Annotated in this window: 19 protein-coding genes and 1 pseudogene; 5 read left to right on the forward strand and 15 right to left on the reverse strand. The window is 43.7% G+C overall.

Going from position 1 to position 18,240, the window contains the following annotated elements; all coding sequences use genetic code 11:
- The first annotated feature begins 54 nt into the window (after nucleotides 1-54).
- Nucleotides 55-444 carry a lactoylglutathione lyase gene (gloA, locus tag QMG11_RS04105; RefSeq protein WP_281833665.1) on the forward strand — a complete coding sequence of 130 codons (390 nt, stop codon included), beginning with the start codon at nucleotides 55-57 and terminating at the stop codon, nucleotides 442-444.
- Nucleotides 445-1,096: 652 nt separating this feature from the next.
- On the opposite strand, the gene QMG11_RS04110 is transcribed toward gloA, so the two are convergent.
- Nucleotides 1,097-1,447, reverse strand: coding sequence for a phosphatase PAP2 family protein (locus tag QMG11_RS04110; RefSeq protein ID WP_496435331.1), 351 nt, complete (start codon nucleotides 1,445-1,447; stop codon nucleotides 1,097-1,099).
- A gap of 70 nt (nucleotides 1,448-1,517) precedes the next feature.
- Here QMG11_RS04110 and QMG11_RS04115 point away from each other — a divergent pair, with 70 nt between their 5' ends.
- The gene (locus QMG11_RS04115) at nucleotides 1,518-1,802 is read left to right on the forward strand and encodes a hypothetical protein (protein ID WP_281833869.1); all 285 of its coding nucleotides are present in this window, start codon (nucleotides 1,518-1,520) and stop codon (nucleotides 1,800-1,802) included.
- Between the two features lie 45 nt (nucleotides 1,803-1,847).
- Nucleotides 1,848-2,726, forward strand: coding sequence for a DMT family transporter (locus QMG11_RS04120; RefSeq protein ID WP_281833667.1), 879 nt, complete (start codon nucleotides 1,848-1,850; stop codon nucleotides 2,724-2,726).
- Between the two features lie 88 nt (nucleotides 2,727-2,814).
- On the opposite strand, the gene QMG11_RS04125 is transcribed toward QMG11_RS04120, so the two are convergent.
- Nucleotides 2,815-3,057, reverse strand: coding sequence for an SHOCT domain-containing protein (locus QMG11_RS04125; protein WP_281833669.1), 243 nt, complete (start codon nucleotides 3,055-3,057; stop codon nucleotides 2,815-2,817).
- Nucleotides 3,058-3,093: 36 nt separating this feature from the next.
- The gene (locus QMG11_RS04130; protein WP_281833670.1) at nucleotides 3,094-3,531 is read right to left on the reverse strand and encodes a hypothetical protein; all 438 of its coding nucleotides are present in this window, start codon (nucleotides 3,529-3,531) and stop codon (nucleotides 3,094-3,096) included.
- A 180-nt stretch (nucleotides 3,532-3,711) separates the two neighbouring features.
- Here QMG11_RS04130 and QMG11_RS04135 point away from each other — a divergent pair, with 180 nt between their 5' ends.
- Nucleotides 3,712-4,128, forward strand: coding sequence for a periplasmic heavy metal sensor (locus QMG11_RS04135; RefSeq protein ID WP_281833679.1), 417 nt, complete (start codon nucleotides 3,712-3,714; stop codon nucleotides 4,126-4,128).
- 128 nt (nucleotides 4,129-4,256) lie between these two features.
- Here the strand turns inward: QMG11_RS04135 and QMG11_RS04140 are convergent, their stop codons facing one another.
- The 5 genes from QMG11_RS04140 to QMG11_RS04160 form a co-directional block, all read right to left on the reverse strand.
- Nucleotides 4,257-4,643 (reverse strand): hypothetical protein, encoded by a 387-nt coding sequence (locus QMG11_RS04140; protein ID WP_281833680.1) that lies wholly within the window; start codon nucleotides 4,641-4,643, stop codon nucleotides 4,257-4,259.
- 188 nt (nucleotides 4,644-4,831) lie between these two features.
- Nucleotides 4,832-5,068 (reverse strand): SHOCT domain-containing protein, encoded by a 237-nt coding sequence (locus QMG11_RS04145; protein WP_281833681.1) that lies wholly within the window; start codon nucleotides 5,066-5,068, stop codon nucleotides 4,832-4,834.
- 10 nt (nucleotides 5,069-5,078) lie between these two features.
- A complete protein-coding gene (locus QMG11_RS04150; protein ID WP_281833683.1) occupies nucleotides 5,079-6,452 on the reverse strand; it encodes a multicopper oxidase family protein in 1,374 nt (457 codons plus the stop codon).
- A 147-nt stretch (nucleotides 6,453-6,599) separates the two neighbouring features.
- Entirely contained in the window at nucleotides 6,600-7,160 is a 561-nt protein-coding gene (locus tag QMG11_RS04155; protein WP_281833684.1) for a manganese efflux pump MntP, read from the reverse strand.
- 120 nt (nucleotides 7,161-7,280) lie between these two features.
- Nucleotides 7,281-9,548 carry a patatin-like phospholipase family protein gene (locus tag QMG11_RS04160; protein ID WP_281833686.1) on the reverse strand — a complete coding sequence of 756 codons (2,268 nt, stop codon included), beginning with the start codon at nucleotides 9,546-9,548 and terminating at the stop codon, nucleotides 7,281-7,283.
- A gap of 262 nt (nucleotides 9,549-9,810) precedes the next feature.
- On the opposite strand from QMG11_RS04160, the gene QMG11_RS04165 reads away from it, so the two are divergent.
- Nucleotides 9,811-10,152, forward strand: a complete 342-nt coding sequence (locus QMG11_RS04165; protein WP_281833688.1) for an endonuclease domain-containing protein — start codon at nucleotides 9,811-9,813, stop codon at nucleotides 10,150-10,152.
- 749 nt (nucleotides 10,153-10,901) lie between these two features.
- On the opposite strand, the pseudogene QMG11_RS04170 reads toward QMG11_RS04165, so the two are convergent.
- The 7 genes and pseudogenes from QMG11_RS04170 to QMG11_RS04200 form a co-directional block, all read right to left on the reverse strand.
- A pseudogene (locus QMG11_RS04170) lies at nucleotides 10,902-11,930 on the reverse strand (asparaginase); the annotation flags it as partial.
- Nucleotides 11,931-11,955: 25 nt separating this feature from the next.
- Nucleotides 11,956-13,077 carry a pyridoxal-phosphate-dependent aminotransferase family protein gene (locus tag QMG11_RS04175; protein WP_281833692.1) on the reverse strand — a complete coding sequence of 374 codons (1,122 nt, stop codon included), beginning with the start codon at nucleotides 13,075-13,077 and terminating at the stop codon, nucleotides 11,956-11,958.
- Nucleotides 13,078-13,215: 138 nt separating this feature from the next.
- Complete coding sequence (locus QMG11_RS04180) at nucleotides 13,216-14,325, reverse strand: sodium ion-translocating decarboxylase subunit beta (RefSeq protein WP_281833694.1); 1,110 nt, start codon at nucleotides 14,323-14,325, stop codon at nucleotides 13,216-13,218.
- Nucleotides 14,326-14,335: 10 nt separating this feature from the next.
- Nucleotides 14,336-14,698, reverse strand: coding sequence for a biotin/lipoyl-containing protein (locus QMG11_RS04185; protein ID WP_281833696.1), 363 nt, complete (start codon nucleotides 14,696-14,698; stop codon nucleotides 14,336-14,338).
- A 16-nt stretch (nucleotides 14,699-14,714) separates the two neighbouring features.
- On the reverse strand, nucleotides 14,715-15,032 hold the full coding sequence (locus tag QMG11_RS04190; protein ID WP_281833698.1) for an OadG family protein: 318 nt from the start codon (nucleotides 15,030-15,032) through the stop codon (nucleotides 14,715-14,717).
- A gap of 249 nt (nucleotides 15,033-15,281) precedes the next feature.
- The gene (locus QMG11_RS04195; RefSeq protein ID WP_281833699.1) at nucleotides 15,282-16,658 is read right to left on the reverse strand and encodes an oxaloacetate decarboxylase subunit alpha; all 1,377 of its coding nucleotides are present in this window, start codon (nucleotides 16,656-16,658) and stop codon (nucleotides 15,282-15,284) included.
- A gap of 157 nt (nucleotides 16,659-16,815) precedes the next feature.
- The gene (locus QMG11_RS04200; protein WP_281833700.1) at nucleotides 16,816-18,231 is read right to left on the reverse strand and encodes an aspartate ammonia-lyase; all 1,416 of its coding nucleotides are present in this window, start codon (nucleotides 18,229-18,231) and stop codon (nucleotides 16,816-16,818) included.
- Between the last annotated feature and the right edge of the window lie 9 nt (nucleotides 18,232-18,240).

Raw genomic sequence — 18,240 nt, forward strand, 5'->3', positions numbered from 1 at the left:
CCTTCACCAATGAAGGAATGCGCAATTTAAAAAGCTGCAACTAGGAGGATATATATGAAGTATAAGTTAGAGCACGCATGTATCAGGGTAATGGACCTGGAAAAATCACTTGAGTTTTACAGGGGAGCCCTTGGACTTGAGGAAGTAAGAAGAAAGGATTTTCCAGAGTGGAAGTTTACCCTTGTGTATCTCAGCGATGAAGACAGAAACTTTGAGATAGAGCTGACATATAACTATGATCCTGAGAAGCCATATGAGCTGGGGAATGGATTCAGTCACTTTGCCCTTACAGTGGTAGATCTAGAGGGTTCTCACTCTGCTCACAAGGAAGCTGGATACACTGTAACAGACCTTAAGGGACTTCCTGGAGAGAAGCCTATGTACTACTTTGTTACCGATCCAGATGGTTATATGATCGAGATAATCAGAGGGGGATCCCTATAAAAGCAGGCTGAAAAGCCTGCTTTTTTTAATAAAAAGTATAGAATTTAAGGTATCTAACTGCAGATCATCGTCATGCTTCACTTATTATCCCTGCTTCACTTCTTCATACAGAATAGCTCCATTTTTTCTGCTTTTCCCCTATTTTACCTACTTTCTCCCTATAATCCTGTTTAAAAATAAAGCACTATATGACCTAAAGTTGTTTTTTAAAGGTACAGATGGTGGGCCCAAAGGGTTCTATAAACCCTTTAATATAAAATTCAACCGAACAGTTTTAAGTTATTAATTTCAAAGGTATAAACGAAGTCTTCATATCCATTTTAAGGGTTGTAAGGGTATAAACACAAGGGCACCCTTCTGGGTAAGGCTTAAATTCCAAATAAGAGAGGATTATTTTTTTGGACAACTGAAAAATCGGAGTTTATCTATTTTCTGGTTAGATTTCTTCCCTGGAACTTGTGAAATTCATGACTAAGGTAAGGTTTAAATAACCCGTTACAGACAGTCTTTAAGTAGCGCTCATCCCCTTTATTTAATTTTACCAAATTACACAAACTACTAAGCCCGCTCTGGGAAAGTATACTTACTAATAAAAACCTTATAAATTAGTGAATATTAGTGTAAATTCGTGGCAACATCTCCTTTTTTCATGTCATACCTTTCTATAGCGAAGGTAGAGCCAGCTAACTCCTCCTCCCAGTATGAGTCCTGCCGCCACATCCCTGAAATAGTGAAGGTGAAAGTAGACCCTGGAATAGGCCACTGAGACTACCATGAGGCCTCCCAGGATCCACGAGAGACGGTTTCTATACTTGAGGATATAGTAGCTGCAAAAAGCCCCTATTAGCTGGGAATGGCCGCTGGGGAAGGAATATCCCCCTGTCTTCTCAGTGAACCTGTTTGAAAGACTTTCATCCACAACAAAGGGTCTGGGAGCCTGAAAGAGATTTTTCAGAAGATGGTTCAGTGCCAGAGAAACCACAAGAACCAACAAAAGATCCATGGCTTCCTCCCTCCTTTTGAGTAAGAAATAAAGAGCTATTACAATAAAAATATATGAAATTGGCGATGTAATGGTGGTTATAGTTCCAAGGTATAGATCCATTGCCCGTGTAAATGTCATCATATGTCCTCCTGTTCTTTTTTCATATGATACCACAGATATTTTGAGAAAACCAAGGAAGTGTTATCTGCCAGGGGGGAATAGAATAAAAAAACAGGCTGACGCCCCTGTCCACAAAGGAGTCGAAACCACAAGGTATCTATCTGTTAAAAAAAGGATAAAGATCACTTTATGGGTGTTGGGAATAACCTCTTTTTACTACCTTGACTTAATAAGCTATGGAGGGATAATATAGAGTGATAGTGATAAATTTATTAGGGAGGGGATTAAGATTAATTATTTGGGAGAAGTAGCTGCACTGGGGGCAGCTCTGGGAATGGTGGTCTGCTCCATATCCTTTGAAGCAGCTGGGAAAAAGGTGGGATCGCTTACGGTGAATATAATGAGACTGTTGATGGGGTTTGGATTTTTAAGTATAACCGCCCTCTATACCAGGGGGATGCCGCTGCCCCTTGATGCCTCCATGAGGTCCTATACCTTTCTGGGGATATCGGGGTTCATAGGAATGTTTCTGGGGGACCTCTTTATGTTTGAAGCCTTCGTTGTGCTGGGGGCAAGGATTACCACCCTCATAATGACCCTGGTCCCTGTGGTAACGGCACTCTCTGCATGGCTTATCCTGGGGGAGACCCTTTCTCCCCGGGAGATCCTGGCGGTCCTTCTCACAGTGGGAGGGATATTTCTTGTGATGTATACAAAGGGAAGTGGAGGGGGAAGGGAGAAAAGCTTTCCTCTGAGGGGAATCCTCTGTGCAGCTGGGGGAGTATTGGGACAGGCTCTGGGGATGGTGTTCAGTAAGATGGGTGTTGAGAGCTATGATCCCATAGCAGCTACCCAGATAAGAATAGTGGTGGCCATAGTAGCCTTTATCCTCCTTATTACCTTTAGGAGAAGGTGGGGAGAGGTCGCAGATGGTCTGAAGAATAGAGGCGCTATGAAGTGGATAGGGGTTGGCTCCTTCTTCGGTCCCTTTCTGGGGGTGACGGCTATGCTAATAGCCCTTAAAAATGCCAGTGCAGGGATAGTCTCCACTATCTCCTCTACAAGTCCGGTTCTTGTGATCCCCTTCTCGGTCATGATCTTTAAGGACCGGGTATCCCCTGCTGAAGTAGCAGGAGCAGTTATCTCAGTAGGGGGAGTTTCCCTCTTCTTTCTCTGATAGCTTCTATTCTAAATATAGAGGTAGAATAAAGATTTTAAAAGGACCTCCCAAGGGAGGTCCTTTTAATTATTACGGAAAGTATAGATTAACCTCTAATCTCCTCCTTCATCCTCTGAAACTCCTCCCTAGAGATCTCTCCCCCGACATACCTCTCCTTCAGTATCTCTAAGGGATCCCTCTCACTTCTATAGCTCTGAACAGGAAGTAGGGAGTTCCCTCTACCGGTGAAAAACCTAAAAAGAATTAATATAACCATTAATGGAAAGACGAGGTGGATTACTCCCATGATCCATCCAAAGATCCCACTGCTATAATACATATGATGCATACTTTACCTCCTTATATCTTCTCAAAATAAAATATCTTAAATCCTTATAGTGATCAAGGACTTTATATAGTTGAACTGCTCCATGGAGACAACCGCATCCTCTACCTTGAACTCCAGAAGGTTGTAGGGTTTCTCAACACCTTTTTTGGAATATGTAAGTAGTAGCACCTCTCCCCTTCCCTGAACCATAACAATATTATTTCCAGAAAGGTCATCCATAAGGGTAACTCCAAGCTCCTCAGCCTCTGAAAGGACCTTCAGCCTCCCACTTCCATAAGCTATCTTAAGAAGCTCTGAGATATTCCCCTGCTCCTCCTCTATCCAGGAAAGAGTTGCCCTCTCCGTTTCCACCAGAGATATCCCCTGATACCTCTTTATAGCTGGAGAGTTGGTCTCATGGTCTGCCAGTACTATATCTTTAAGAAGAAGGGACACCCCCAACAAAAATAAACTTAATATTAACTTCCTCTTCATCTTTCTGCCTCCTAAATTTTTTATGTACTTAATTATAGATATTCTTTGTGGCAGAAGTGTGAAAATAGAAAGAAAAAGACGGAACTTCTTTTTTCATATCCCTGTCACAAATCTGACACATAAAATGAATACAATGACACTGTAAATAAAAAAGAGCAACAATAAATCAGGAGGATAACAATGAAGAAAATAGTAGCAATTTTAGCAGTAGTAGTAGTATCAGCAGGAGCTTTTGCACAGACGATGGATCACTCAGCCCACAGAAATATGGATAGGTCGGGACAGATGAATCACGGTGGAATGATGCAGCAGATGAACAACCTTACACCAGAGGAGCAGGCTGAGTTCAATGCCCTGCATGCAGAGCAGATGAGGGTAAAGCAGAAGTCCATGCTGGATATCAAGGAGATCAACCTTAAGATCCAGAGAGAGATGACAGCAGATATCCCTAATCAGAAAAATATCGATAAGTTAATCGACCAAAGAGCAAAGTTAAAGGCTCAGCACCAGAAGGATATGCTTAACTTCAGACTTGATATGAAGGAGAAGTTCGGTATCCAGATGGGTGGCGGTAAGAAGTGCGGAATGATGGGATAGATAGTCTCTAAAAAATACCCAATAAAAAGGGGATGTAGAGGACTCAACAGTTCAAGAATCACCCCCGAAAAGATAAAAGGTCTAAGTACAACTTAGACCTTTTTTAATAACTATAGAAAAATAAACTACTAGTAATTACTCCTCTGCATCTCAGTTCTCGCCTTAGCTTCCAACTTTGCGATCTCCTCGTTGAGTTTTTCTACCTTATTCCAGTTTGGTTTTTCATTCAATAATTCTCTCTCTACCTCTAATTGCTTCTGCTCTATCTGAACCCCGTACTTGTTATAGATTTCTACAGATCTTTCCCTGGCTTCCAGATACGCCTTCTCATCCTCTGGAGTTCTAACAGAGGCATTATATCCCCTTCCTCCCATATGCCATCCACCGCTCGATCTTCCCCAAAAACCACAGCCTCTACCATATCCATAACCTCTCCCCTGTCCGTAACCTCCCCAGGCAAGAGTTGTTGCAGAGATAACAATAAAAGCTCCCAACAGTAATGCACTCTTCTTCATCCTTTCTCTCCTTTCATTAAATAAATTTTTTAAAGAACCTCTATTTATGGTATACCCTCCCATTGTGTCAGTTTTGTGACAAAGTATCGATTAAATAAAAGTTTTAAAAAAAATAAAAGAAGAACTCAGCATGAAGGGGAGCTTGGAGAGGAAAAACTTCTTCAACTTAAAGGGGGGAATTAGCCAGGCTATCTGTCCAAATCCTCCTTCATCCTCTGAAACTCATCTCTTGTTATCTCCCCTCTGGCATACCTTTTCTTCAGTATCTCCAGGGAAGTTTCATGCTCTCTGTGGCAAACCCCTCTGCCCCCGAAAACACTCCTGATAATAAGGCAGACGATAACAATAAATATAATCCCCCCTGCCATATGCATCAGGGGCATAAACCACCAGATGTAACCTCCATGAAAAAATTCCGGATACATACTCCACCTCCTATCTGCTCACATTAAACTGACCCATCATGCCCATATCCTCGTGTTCAAGGATGTGGCAGTGATACATATATAGACCTACATGTCTGAACTCCACAAGGAGCTCTATGCTTTCTCCTGGAGAAACCAACACGGTATCCTTGTCACCCCTCTCCCACCTAGAGGGAGGTAACCCATTACGACTGAGGATTCTAAACTGGGTGTTGTGGATATGAAAGGGATGGGGTATATTCCCCATCATCCCCATCTGTCCTCCCATCATCATACCCATTCCCATATGGTGGGAGGAGTTGGTGACCACCCACACCTCCGTTTCACCTAATTTAACATACTCATCTATTCTCCTCATATCCATCTGCTTTCCGTTTATATTGACGCTCCTCCCCGTTCCCTGCATAACAAAGTACCTTCTCTTCAACTTAGAGGTGTCTATCGATTCAGCCCCTTTGACCAGTTCTTTTGGAAGCTTTTCGACTTCTCCCGGCTCCCTGCCCGGCATAAAGGTAAGAAGAGTATAATCCCCGTCTCTAAGTTGGAGGTCCTTATCGGAGGAGGTAAAGTTAACTATAATCTCCGCCCTCTCTCCAGGGGAGAGGATGAGCTCCCTTCTGCCCACTGGTTTTTCCAAAAAACCTCCATCTGTAGCTATCTGATAAAAGGTTCTGTTGTCGCTGAACCTCAGATAAAAAGTTCTTGCATTTGCTCCGTTTAATATTCTGAACCTGGTAACTCCCAGTCGCGGGCTAAATGTGGGAGCTAGAACCCCATTGACCACTCCTGTATCTCCAAGCATACCATCTATAATATCTTCAGGTCTTGTAAGATACTCCAGCCTCCCTTTAGAGTTGAACCTCCTGTCCTGAATAATAAGGGGAATATCATCTACCCCGTAATCCCTGGGAAGTTTTAGAGCCTCCGACCTCTCATCCTCAATTATAAGGAGACCTGCCAGTCCTCTATATACCTGGGGTCCCGTTCTATGAAGGAGGTGGGGATGATACCATAGGGTGGCTGCTCCCTGTTCTATGGGAAACCTCACCTTCCAGGTGGCGCCAGGAGGGATAACCTGGTGGGGGCCCCCATCCATTGCACTTATAACCCTCAGCCCGTGCCAGTGAACTGTAGTTTCATCCTCAAGGGTATTCTTTACATGGATCTCTACCTCATCTCCCTTTCTGACCCTCAGGGTGGGTCCCAGAATATCACCATTGTATCCCAGGGTTTCCTCCTCTATCCCCTGAAAAAATTCGTGTTTTCCCTCTACAACCTTCAGGTGAAATACTCCCTCCTCCCTTTCCAGCAGTGGAGGTATGGGAAGAACTTCCCCCAATGTAACTCTAATAACACATATAAATAGAAATATAATGACTTTCATATAATCCTCCCTATCCCTTAATATATCTTTTTTCGCAATAGACGGGAATAATCCTCCACACTAGATATTTTTAATAAATCCAGTGTGATTAAAAAACCTTTAGAAGTAAAGAAAAAAAAAGAAGCAGATCCAACGATCTGCTTCCACCTATGCTATATGTGAGGAAAGGATCCTGACTCCCATCCCTATAAGGATTATTCCTCCAGCATATTCAGCTCTGTAGCCCAGGAGTTCACCTGCTTTATTTCCTATATATACCCCCAGAGAGGAGATGATAAAGGTAATAACTCCTATTACAGTTACAGCTGAATATATATTTAGTCCTGGCAGCAGTGAAAAGGAGAATCCCACAGCCAGAGCATCGATACTTGTAGCTATTCCAAGAACAATAATATTTGATGCTATGTCACACTTTCCCTCTGTCTCACACTTCTGAGACTCTCTGGCTTCCCAGAGCATCTTCCCACCTATAAATGTCAGGAGTCCAAAGGCTATCCAGTGATCATATCTAGCGATCTTATCGTAGAACAATCCTCCCACTCCCCAGCCAATAAGGGGCATAATTCCTTGGAAGAATCCAAAGATCAGGGCCACCCTCAATATATGCTTCACATGGATCCTCTTAAGGGCAAGACCTTCACTGAGGGAAACAGCAAAGGCATCCATAGCCAGTCCCACAGATATGAAAAATAGTGATGTAAAGTTCATAAAAAACCTCCTGAAGAATTTTCTGCACAGAACATTATATCACAGGAGCGGTCTGAAAGATATTTGAAAATAATCTATCTTTCATCTACCATCTCTATTGGATCACCTGCTGCCCACCCATTAAAAATCATATCCCATAAATACCAGGAAGAGGACTCCTCCAGTATCCACATCATTGGAGAGGATAAACTCCATGGGACCTACAGCGGTATCCCATCCGATACCTACCCCTACTCCGTGCTTCCTGTCATCCCACACATCTACATCCTCCTCAGAGGTAGAGAGCTGATTGCTGTCATAGGTTACAACATTGTATCTCAGGTTGAGGTATAGGCTAGTAGCCAGCCTATATCTTCCGTTGATTCCTGCCATATAGAACTCATCTGTATACTTTCTCATGGCGTTCATTCCGTAGAAGGAGAACTGATTTATCTTCCAGTTACTTCTCACTCCACCTACCTTTAAATATTCATTCTCTGGAACAGTGTCCCCAGAGATCTTCCCTCCAGAGGCAAAGATCTCAAAGTTTAACTTCTCTCCCACTCCCAGATACCTCTGAAGCTCAAATACCGGACCGTAGAAGTCGGCTTCATCTCCTCCCCCCTTGAAGTATTCAAGACGATTTTTCACTCCGCTGTTGGGGAAGTATGAGCTGTCCCTGCTGTCGGAGACTATGAAGACCTTACTCTTGTAGTAGTCCCACTTGGATTCTGGCTCAAAGGCCTTACTACCGCTCTCATACTTATTGTTTACCTTGTTGTACCCGACCTGAGCTCCGATTACATAGGAGCTGAAGAGAACACTTCCCAGTGTTCCGTCGATATAGAGGTTGTAGTTGTTGTACTCCCCTATCTGATCGCTCTTATCGTAGATAAAGAGGGGGTTGGTTGTAAATCCCAATCCGAGGGATCCCAGGTACTGGGTTTCCCTCAGCCTATATCCCGTATAGCTTCTAAACTCCAGCTTTGGATACTTGGAGGCTTCACCTCTAACAGTGTAGTCCGTATCAAAGACTCCGTACCTGGTACGGTCAGCAGCAACTCCCAGGGCTGCACCAAAATCGGAGCTGTAGTTAAGCCCTGCCCTCACGTGCCTGGCCTCCCTCTCCTGTACCTCAAGCATAAGCTTGTTATCCTCTATGGTGTAAAAAAATCTGCTGATTATGAGCTGAGCCTTGAGCTTATCCATCCAGAGCTTTATCTCCTCCTGGGAGTATTCTCCAGGAACTTCCTTTCCAGAGAAGGCCAGTGCCTTCTCCTCTGTAAAGACCTTGTTCCCTGTGAGGACTACCTCATCTATCTCTATACTCTTCCTCTCTGGAAGCTCACTTCTCCTGCCTTGCTTACCTCCTAGCTTCGTGAGCTCCTCCTCATACTTTCTGGCCTCTGCCTCTCCCTTCCTTATTAGTTCCTCCAGACCTGTAAAGTCTGCTGTAGAGTGATCCTTTACGTCGGGAACGATGAGTATATCAGCCAGCTCGCTGGCCAGCTTAAACTGCTCCTCACTCCTGTAGGTAGTCATCTTGTCTATTACCTCAAGGAGGGTGGAGTCATCTGTAATCACAGTGGCATCTGCAGTTATATCCACGGCAATGACTATATCCGCACCCATCTCTATGACCTCCTGAACAGGGAGGTTCTGTACAAGTCCACCGTCCACATAGAACTCTCCTCCCTCCTCTACAGGATCGAGGATGGTAGGGATAGCCATACTCATAAAGGCTGCCTTTGCCAGATCTCCCTCTCCCACAACATACCTTTCTCCTGTATTCAGGTTGGTGGCCACAGCCCTGTATGGAATTGGCAGATCATCAAAATCAGTTATACCCTCGGTACGCCAGAGAAGGGATTTAAGCTTCAGGTAGAAATCCGTTCCGGTAAAAACCCCCTTGGGAAACTTCAGGTTAAAATCTTCATCTATCCCCATGGAAAGAAAGTACTTCTCATGCTGTCCCTTGGCAACTATTGAGGAGTGCTCCCTGGCCAGCTGATCCCCCTTGAAGGAATCCCAGTCCATGGTGAGGATTATCTCCTCCATCTCATCGGGGGTATATCCAGATGTATACAAGGCTCCAACTATACTTCCAAAACTGGTTCCAGTTATATAATCTATGGGGATCCCATACTCCTCCAGTACCCTTATTACTCCCACATGGGCAGCTCCCTTTGCTCCCCCGCCGCTCAGTACCAGTCCTATCTTAGGCCGGCTTTTATTCAGCCTAATGCTGCTGCTTATCTCCTCTCTCAGGAGCCTCAGCTCCTGCAGCTCACCTTCCAGCTTTTCTATACGCAGATCAACTGCCTCCAGCTGTGCCTGTTCATCCTTCACCTGGGCAAAGGAAAATAAAAAAATAATATTAAATACTAGGAGTACTGCCACTCTTCGCATAATACTCTCCCTCCTTCAGACCTTATCTCATTTAGAATATACTATAGATAGGGAAAATTTCCTAAATATATTGATATAAAGTTATTAAAATAATAGTATGGTAATCCTCCTGATTGAGATATAGTCTCCACCGATTATTTTTTACCTCCTCCCATATGGCTTTATAATCCGAGGGGAAATTTTATTGAGAGATCGATAACTTTAAAGGTTTTTTCTCTACACTTCCAATATTATATTTAAAGGAAACAGGGGAGGGAGGGCTATGAGGAATTTTCAGAAGGGCATAAGAAGAAGGGTCAAGAGGGAAACCTCTGCAGAGAGACTTCTGGAGAGGGAGTTGAGGAAGGTCTTGGGGGAGGGAGAGGTCATCAAGCAGTCTCCCATAGGTCCCTATATAGCGGATTTTTATCTACCAACTCCCAGAATTGTGGTAGAGGCAGATGGCAGGCAGCACTACACTGAAAGGGGACTTAAGCATGACAGGGAAAGGGGAGAGTATTTAGAGGAGCTGGGTATCAGAACTATGAGGTTTTCCAATAGGGAGATAATAGAGAGCACCGAGGAGGTTATTTTAAAGATAGTTAAAGCTGTTGAAGAATCCTGATCCTTTAATTTATATTTAAAAGTGTCCGAAGTAGCTGCTATGACTTTTTACTTCAAATCTTAACTAAACCGTCCAACAGACTAAGTTGCTGAAAATCAATGAAGATTTATCTGATTATGATTGTCAGTACTCAGACTTCTTCAGAAGCTCTGAGTTTTCTTAATTTACCAATATCTTGTAACTCTTAATAAGAAAGATTAGAGCTCTCAAAGGTCGTATATTAATATCCTGCTTATTAGACATTACGTAGGACTAGATTTTCTTTGGTTACTTTCTTACATCATGATAAGAAAGTAACACCATTAAATAGTTTATCTTCATACTAAAAAAGGGTCCTTTCTAGGACCTTTTTTTAGTTGTTACTATTAATTTTCAGAGTAGATGGAGAATGTTATAGATCCCCACTCTATCTTCCTGTCTGCCTTTAATCTTACTCTTATGGCCTCACAGTTGTCCACAAGCTTCTTGGTACAGTGATTGAAGCTCACGAGAATGTCATCTCCCAGATTATCCCTCGTCCTTCTTATCTCCTTGTGAGATCTGAAGTTTCTCAGGTTTTCCACTGGGATATCCCCTTCCAGCTCTATAGTGAGTCTTACGTCGGTAACCTCCTCCTCCAGAGGTACTATTCCCTTGACCCTTATGGAAGCCTCTACCAGATCATCCCCTACAATGCTCTTGGGGATATCAAAGGTAAAGGAACACTCCTCCTCCCTCTGGGTATGACTGTGCTCAAACTTATAATGGTTCAGAGTCTGCTCTCCACAGATATCTATCTGAAGCTGCCTCTTTACCTCCTCTACATCCTGAGTCTTCCCCAGAAGATGCATAAGCTTGGCTATAGCCGCTTCAGGAGTGAGATCCAGTCCGCTTACAACCCCTGCATCTAGAAGTCTGGCGCTGGCCTCATAGAGCCCCATCTTCACCCTTCCTGTGGTACACTGGGTAATATTCAATACCACTATACCCTTGGAGGTGATATATTCAATGACCTCGATAAACTCATCGCTTGTAGGGGCATTTCCATTTCCATAGGTCTTCAGGATTACTCCCCTTATATCCTCATTATTTTCAAAGATCTTCTTAATATAATTTGGCTTTAAGCCAGGGAAGATCTCTATGACAACCACCCTGTCCTCTAAAGAGGTGTCTATATGAAAGCCTTCGCTGCTCGGAGCAAGAATCCTGTTCTTCCTGATTTTCAGGTCTCCCCCTGCTTCCCCCAGACTTGGATAGTTGGGCGAGGAAAAGCCAAAGTAGTTGGTGGCATCCATCTTCCTGACCCTGTTTCCCCTTAAAAGAGTATCCCTGAAGAAGATACAAACCTCCGGCACCACACGGGCACCGTAGAGTTCATTTCCAGCTATCTGTATAGCCGTAACAAGGTTTTGAAGGGCATCACTCCTTGGACTCTGAAGAGGTACCTGTGATCCTGTAAGGACCACAGGTTTATCTAGATTCTTCAACATAAAGGAGAGAGCCGAAGAGGTAAATGCCATGGTATCCGTCCCGTGGAGCACTACAAAGCCCCTATAGGTATCATAGTTTTCAGCTATTACCTCAGCTATCCTTCCCCAGCTCTCAGGATGCATATCCGAGGAATCTATTAGGGGAGTAAACTGGTAGTAGTCTGTAGAAAACTTATTTAATATGGGATGCTCCTTGGCTATCTCATGCCAGTTTTCAGCTGGTCTAAGTGGGCTCAGGGGATTTCCCGCCTCACTGTTAACCATTCCAATTGTTCCACCTGTATTTATTATAAGAACCTTATCTAACATCTCTCCTCCTAAGTTGTTCATCCTTCTATTTCATCTCAGCCTTCATCTCATCGATTACTATCTTCATCTTAGAGATAAGGAAGTCGATATCGCTCTTCTCATACTTTCCTATATTTCCTACTCTCAGCATATGCGGCTGAAGGTGTCCATATCCTCCTGCAATTGTAATGTTGTGCTCCTCTGAAAGCTTCTTTCTCAGGTCGTTACAAGGAATTCCCTCGATTCCCCATACTGGCACCACTGTATTGGATCTTGTATCCTCATCCTCAACAAATAATCTGAATCCAAGGTTTATAAGCTCAGACTCTATATACTCTCTCAGCATCTTGTGGTGAGCTGTCATCCCCTCTATAGTCTTCCCTAACAGGTAGTCACATGCATAGTCCGTTGCTATTACAAGGTTAACTGCTGGTGTCTGTGGGTGTCTTCCCTGCTCCAGGAAATCAAAGTATCTCTGAAAGTCAAAGTAGAACTTAGGAAGATCAGATGTCTCCATAGCCTTCTTAGCCTTCTCAGACAGGGCAAAGTAGATAAGTCCAGGAGGAAGTAGGAATCCCTTCTGGCTGGCAGCCACTGCACAGTCGATCCCCCACTCATCAAACTTAAACTCATTTACAATAAGTCCGCTTATTGCATCTACAATAAGAAGCATATCTGTATCTCTTGTAAGCTCTCCTAGAGGTCTTACATCGTTAAGTACCCCAGTAGATGTTTCCGAGTGGTTTACGATAATTCCCCTTACATCGCTGTTTTCAGCTAGTGCCTTCTTTACATCCTCTAGCTTATATGCCTGTCCCCACTCATACTTTAGCTCCACTACATCCAGCCCGTAAGCATTACATATCTGTACATATCTGTTTCCAAAGTTTCCAGTATTAAGTACTATTACCTTATCTCCCCTTGAGAAGAAGTTTATTACAGATGTCTCCATCCCTGCACTTCCAGTTGCAGTTGTAGATAGTACATACTTTTCAGTTTTAAATACCTTCTTCAACTTGTCTGTAACTCCCCACAGTAGCTCAGCGTACTCTGGAGTTACGTGGTGGATAAGATCTCTCGCTACCTCTCTTCTGATATCCTCAGGTACATTTGTTGGCCCTGGGGCAAAAAGGTGTTTCTCACTTTTAGGTATTGTTAATTCAGACATGGTAAACCCTCCATTTTAATTTTATTTTTTGTAATGCTTTACTTTATATCTCTACAGAGTTGAAGAATAAACAGATATTGATTTAGAAATATCTGTTTAACCCCACTCCCTTTAAAATCAACTTACTTTAAAAAACTCTTAGAATACATTTAGAAGTACACCGGCTGCCACTGCAGATCCGATTACCCCTGCTACATTTGGTCCCATTGCGTGCATAAGAAGGAAGTTGTGAGGATTCTCATCCTGTCCCACCTTCTGTACTACTCTGGCTGCCATAGGTACTGCTGACACTCCCGCTGCTCCAATCATAGGGTTGATCTTTCCTCCAGTCGCTTTACACATTACCTTACCAAACAACACCCCGCTGGCTGTTCCTATAGAGAAGGCTGCAAGTCCAAGAGCTGTTATCTTCATCGTCTGTGGATTCAGGAAGGATTCAGCGTTAGCTGTAGCTCCAACTGTAATCCCCAGTAGAATAGTTACTATATACATAAGCGAATTTGTTGCTGCATCCACAAGCTTTGGTACCATTCCAGATTCCTTGATCAGGTTACCAAACATAAGCATTCCAACAAGCGGTGCCGCTGTAGGTAGTAGCATTACCACTAGGATAGTTACAATAATAGGAAAGGCTATCTTCTCATTCTTACTCACGTGCCTTGCCTGCTCCATCTTGATCTCTCTCTCCTCCTTAGTGGTAAGAGCCTTGATGATCGGCGGCTGGATAATTGGTACCAGGGCCATATATGAGTAGGCTGCCAGAGCTATTGGTCCCAGTAGCTGCGGCGCTAGCTGTGAAGTCAGGTAGATAGCTGTAGGTCCGTCTGCTCCTCCGATGATACCGATGGAAGCTGCTTCCGGTCCTAGGAATCCCATTGCGATAGCTCCAAGGAATGCAAAGAAGATTCCAAACTGTGCTGCTGCTCCAAGTAAGATACTCTTAGGGTTTGCTATAAGTGGTCCGAAGTCTGTACTTGCTCCCACACAAAGGAAGATAAGAGGAGGATATACTCCATACTTAGTTCCCTGATACAGATAATAAAATAGTCCGCCCTTTTCCATCAATCCTCCCCCAGGAAGGTTAACCAGTAACATTCCAAAGGCAATTGGGATCAACAGGTATGGCTCATATCCCTTTTTTACTGCTAGGTACAGGAACCCGCATGCAATAAGCATCATGATTACCTGCTGAATGGATAAAAGGGAAAATCCTGTACTGCTCATAAACTGAGCTATAATCTCTAACATTGCTTTCCTCCTATCCTAAAGATACTATTGCATCTCCTAAGTTTACTGCTGCTCCCTTTCCTACGTGGATCTCAGTTACAGTTCCCGCATCTGGAGCCAGGATCTCAGTCTCCATCTTCATAGCTTCCAGTACTGCCACAAGCTGTCCCTTAGCTACAGAGTCCCCTACTCTTACCTTAATGTCCACAATAGTTCCAGGCATTGGAGCTGTTACAGTCTCTCCCCCTACCATAGATTTCTTTGGAGTAGCTGGTGCCGGTGTCGTTTCTCCTAGGGTTGCAGGAGCTTCCACAGTCCCCTCTACAGTAGTTACCTCCTGTAACTCCACCTCATATGCCTTTCCATTTACCTTTATCTTATAGATCTTCTTCATCTCTTATAATCCTCCGTTAAAGCTTCGTTATTCTTGTTATCCTATAGTTTGTATCCTTATTCTCTCCTGCTGCTTCCATGGATGCCACAAGGGCTGCTACCATCATATCCTCATCGGCTTCCAGCTCGGCCCAGTCCACTCCTGCCGTCTCCACTGCTGGTACTTTTTGCACTGGAGCTGCCGGCTTTGTATCTGATTTCTTCTCCCCATGGGGAATGTGTCTGAACAGCTCTAAGGTTACCGATATGGCAAAGAGCAGTATAAATACTATACCCATGGCTATTGCTGTAAGCTGTAGACCCTCTGCAAAGGTCATTTGCTCTTGAAATATCAAGTTATTTCCTCCTTTTTCTTCTTCTTACAATGTCACACTAATGTCTATTTGAGATTTTTATCTGCCTTTAACAGTCGACGGTACTTTGATCAAGAGCGTTTTCTCAGCCGTTAAACAATTTAAGTTTCTGACCGAAGGAAAGACTGTAGCTCATAAAGGCGATAAAATTAATATTTAGCCATTAAGACATTGTTAAAGGATCTCTTTTCTTGGTTCGTTCTTTGGAGAAGCAAAGAATGAACTAAATTATTAAATTACAAGATTGATATGGTACTCCTCTACCTGAGGCTTTCCTCTGTTATCCAGGAACTTCTTGGCATTCTCCGGGAAGAGGGCATACATGAGTACATCCTCCTCAGATTTAGCCAGCTCCCCTATCTCTCCTGTGATCTTTTCAAACTCTGGCTCGATATCATCTGCAGGTCTGTGGTCGATGGGAGTTTCATCTCCGATTATTATCTTTTTTATCTCCTCGTCCACCGGTGCCGGGGATTGACCATACATTCCCATTACATAGTCCCTGATCTCCTTAGGTACTACCTTGTATCTGGACCCGGTAAGGACATTGAATACCGACTGGGTTCCCACCATCTGAGACAGTGGAGTTACCAGTGGTGGATAACCAAGGTCCCTTCTTACCCTGGGGATCTCATTGAGTACATCCTCATACTTGTCTGCTGCTCCCTGTCCCTCCAGCTGGGAAAGAAGGTTTGACAGCATTCCTCCTGGCACCTGATACTTCAGGGTCTTAGGCTCCGTGTCCATCACCTTGGGATTAAGTATTCCTTCTGCTCTATACTTCTCCTTGATTGGCTTGAAGTAGTCGGCTATCTCAGCGAGAATATCTAAGTCCAGCTTAGGATCCCTCTCATGCCCCTTGAATACCTGGGCAAACACCTCTGTAGATGGCTGGGCTGTTCCTCCAGAAAATGGAGATATTCCCGTATCTATAATATCCACTCCAGCTTCCACTGCCTTCATATAGAGCATAGACGCAATTCCCGAGGTACAGTGTGTGTGAAGCTGTACAGGAAGGTCCGATACCTCCTTGATCCTTCTTATGAGCTCATAGGCTACATTGGGAAGGAGGATTCCCGCCATATCCTTGATACAGATGGAATCTGCACCCATGGCTCCTATCTCCCTTACCTTCTCCACATAGTAGTCCACTGTGTGAACCTCACTTGTGGTATAAGCGATACACACCTGAGCGTGTCCCCCATACTTCTTTGTAGCTTCCACAGAGGTTCTTACATTTCTGTAGTCGTTTAGGGCATCGAAGATCCTTATTATGTCGATACCGTTTTCTATGGACTTCTCTACAAACTTCTCCACCACATCATCTCCGTAGTGTCTGTACCCAAGAAGGTTCTGACCTCTAAGGAGCATCTGAAGCTTGGTATTCTTTACCCTCTTCCTTATCTCACGGAGCCTCTCCCACGGATCCTCGTTGAGGAATCTGATGCAGGCATCAAAGGTAGCTCCTCCCCATACCTCCATGGCGTGGTATCCAGCCTGATCCATCTTCTCTAAGATTGGCAGGATCTCTTCAGTTTTAAGTCTGGTAGCTATGAGAGACTGGTGTCCGTCTCTCAGTGCCGTTTCCATTATCTTAAGCTTACTCAAAAAAACAACCTCCTGTTTTTATAGTCATTGAATAAATTATTAGTAAATTCTTTTGTCGATAATTCATATCACGAAAAGTTTATTCCTTTACCCTTTAAATAGATGGTAAAGGAATAAACTATATAATAAAACTTTTCTTTTTTTAATCGTCTAAATACTATCTTCTGAGAAGAACCTTCCCTGGGATACCAGGCCTTGTCATCTCAAATGGATTCAGGATAGTTTCAACCTCTGCCTGTGTCAGAAGTCCCTTCTCCACAGTAAGTTTTGCCACTGGGATACCAGTCTTCAGTGCTTCCTTAGCTATATCCGATGAGTTCTTGTATCCAATGTGTGGTGCAAGGGCTGTAATTATTCCAATACTTCCATCTACCATATCCTTACACACCTCTCTGTTGGCTGTGATACCTTCTATACAGTTAGTAGTAAGAGTCTTAACTCCATTTGTAAGTACCTCTATAGACTGGAATAGGTTGAAGAATAATACCGGCTCAAATACATTTAGCTCAAGCTGTCCAGCTTCTGCAGCCTTTGTGATAGTCTGGTCGTTACCAAATACCTGGAAGGAAACCTGGTTCATAACCTCTGGGATTACAGGGTTTACCTTTCCTGGCATGATAGATGATCCAGGCTGTCTCTGAGGCAGGTTGATCTCGTTGATTCCCGCCTTTGGTCCTGATGACATTAGTCTCAGGTCGTTGGACATCTTAGACAGGTTTACTGCTGCTATCTTAAGAGCTGATGACAGCCATACAAAGGAATCCAGGTTTCTTGTACCGTCTACAAGATCCTCTACCTGGTGGATATCGTAACCACTTACCTCTGCTAGGGTTCCAACGATGCTGTTTACATACTCAACATCTGCATTAAGACCAGTTCCCACAGCAGTAGCTCCCATATTTACGAACTTAAAGTCCTCCAATACATACTTAATTCTCTTTATATCTCTAGCAATAGGAAGAGCATATGCCTTGAACTCCTGTCCCAGTCTGATAGGGATAGCGTCCTGCAGGTGAGTTCTCCCCATCTTAATTACATCGTCAAACTCCTTGGATTTTTCCAGAAGGGCATTGTGGAGCTCTTCAAGAGCCTCTAGAAGTTTACCACTCTTCATCAGTACAGTAAGCTTTCCAGATGTTGGGATTACATCGTTGGTAGACTGACCATAGTTAGCGTGGTCGTTTGGGTGAACCCTATCGTAGGCTCCCTTCTCTCCCCCAAGGATCTCACCTGCTCTGTTGGCGATTACCTCATTTATATTCATGTTCATAGATGTTCCTGCTCCCCCCTGGATGGAATCAGTTATGAACTCGTCGAAAAATTTTCCCTCTAGTATCTCATCACAGGCCTCTACCATGGCATCTGCTATCTCCTTGGAGATCATCCCAGCCTTGAAGTTAGCAATAGCTGCAGCCTTCTTAACAGTAGCCATTGCTCTAATGAAGTCCTCAGATATTTTGTGCCCTGTAATAGGGAAGTTCATCTTACCTCTAAGGGTCTGTGCTCCGTAGTATGCTTCCTTTGGTACTTCCACTGCTCCCAGTGAATCTGATTCTATTCTATATCTATTCATTTTAATCAC

Origin of the sequence: Propionigenium maris DSM 9537 (genome assembly GCF_027925155.1) — a bacterium.
GTDB classification, from domain to species: domain Bacteria; phylum Fusobacteriota; class Fusobacteriia; order Fusobacteriales; family Fusobacteriaceae; genus Propionigenium; species Propionigenium maris.

Bases quoted from the DNA above. Each gene is read 5' to 3' on its own strand.
- gloA (WP_281833665.1), top strand. From the start codon at position 55: ATGAAGTATAAGTTAGAGCACGCATGTATCAGGGTAATGGACCTGGAA.
- QMG11_RS04110 (WP_496435331.1), bottom strand. From the start codon at position 1,447: ATGGATCTTTTGTTGGTTCTTGTGGTTTCTCTGGCACTGAACCATCTT.
- QMG11_RS04115 (WP_281833869.1), top strand. From the start codon at position 1,518: ATGGTGGTTATAGTTCCAAGGTATAGATCCATTGCCCGTGTAAATGTC.
- QMG11_RS04125 (WP_281833669.1), bottom strand. From the start codon at position 3,057: ATGCATCATATGTATTATAGCAGTGGGATCTTTGGATGGATCATGGGA.
- QMG11_RS04130 (WP_281833670.1), bottom strand. From the start codon at position 3,531: ATGAAGAGGAAGTTAATATTAAGTTTATTTTTGTTGGGGGTGTCCCTT.
- QMG11_RS04135 (WP_281833679.1), top strand. From the start codon at position 3,712: ATGAAGAAAATAGTAGCAATTTTAGCAGTAGTAGTAGTATCAGCAGGA.
- QMG11_RS04140 (WP_281833680.1), bottom strand. From the start codon at position 4,643: ATGAAGAAGAGTGCATTACTGTTGGGAGCTTTTATTGTTATCTCTGCA.
- QMG11_RS04145 (WP_281833681.1), bottom strand. From the start codon at position 5,068: ATGTATCCGGAATTTTTTCATGGAGGTTACATCTGGTGGTTTATGCCC.
- QMG11_RS04150 (WP_281833683.1), bottom strand. From the start codon at position 6,452: ATGAAAGTCATTATATTTCTATTTATATGTGTTATTAGAGTTACATTG.
- QMG11_RS04155 (WP_281833684.1), bottom strand. From the start codon at position 7,160: ATGAACTTTACATCACTATTTTTCATATCTGTGGGACTGGCTATGGAT.
- QMG11_RS04160 (WP_281833686.1), bottom strand. From the start codon at position 9,548: ATGCGAAGAGTGGCAGTACTCCTAGTATTTAATATTATTTTTTTATTT.
- QMG11_RS04165 (WP_281833688.1), top strand. From the start codon at position 9,811: ATGAGGAATTTTCAGAAGGGCATAAGAAGAAGGGTCAAGAGGGAAACC.
- QMG11_RS04175 (WP_281833692.1), bottom strand. From the start codon at position 13,077: ATGTCTGAATTAACAATACCTAAAAGTGAGAAACACCTTTTTGCCCCA.
- QMG11_RS04180 (WP_281833694.1), bottom strand. From the start codon at position 14,325: ATGTTAGAGATTATAGCTCAGTTTATGAGCAGTACAGGATTTTCCCTT.
- QMG11_RS04185 (WP_281833696.1), bottom strand. From the start codon at position 14,698: ATGAAGAAGATCTATAAGATAAAGGTAAATGGAAAGGCATATGAGGTG.
- QMG11_RS04200 (WP_281833700.1), bottom strand. From the start codon at position 18,231: ATGAATAGATATAGAATAGAATCAGATTCACTGGGAGCAGTGGAAGTA.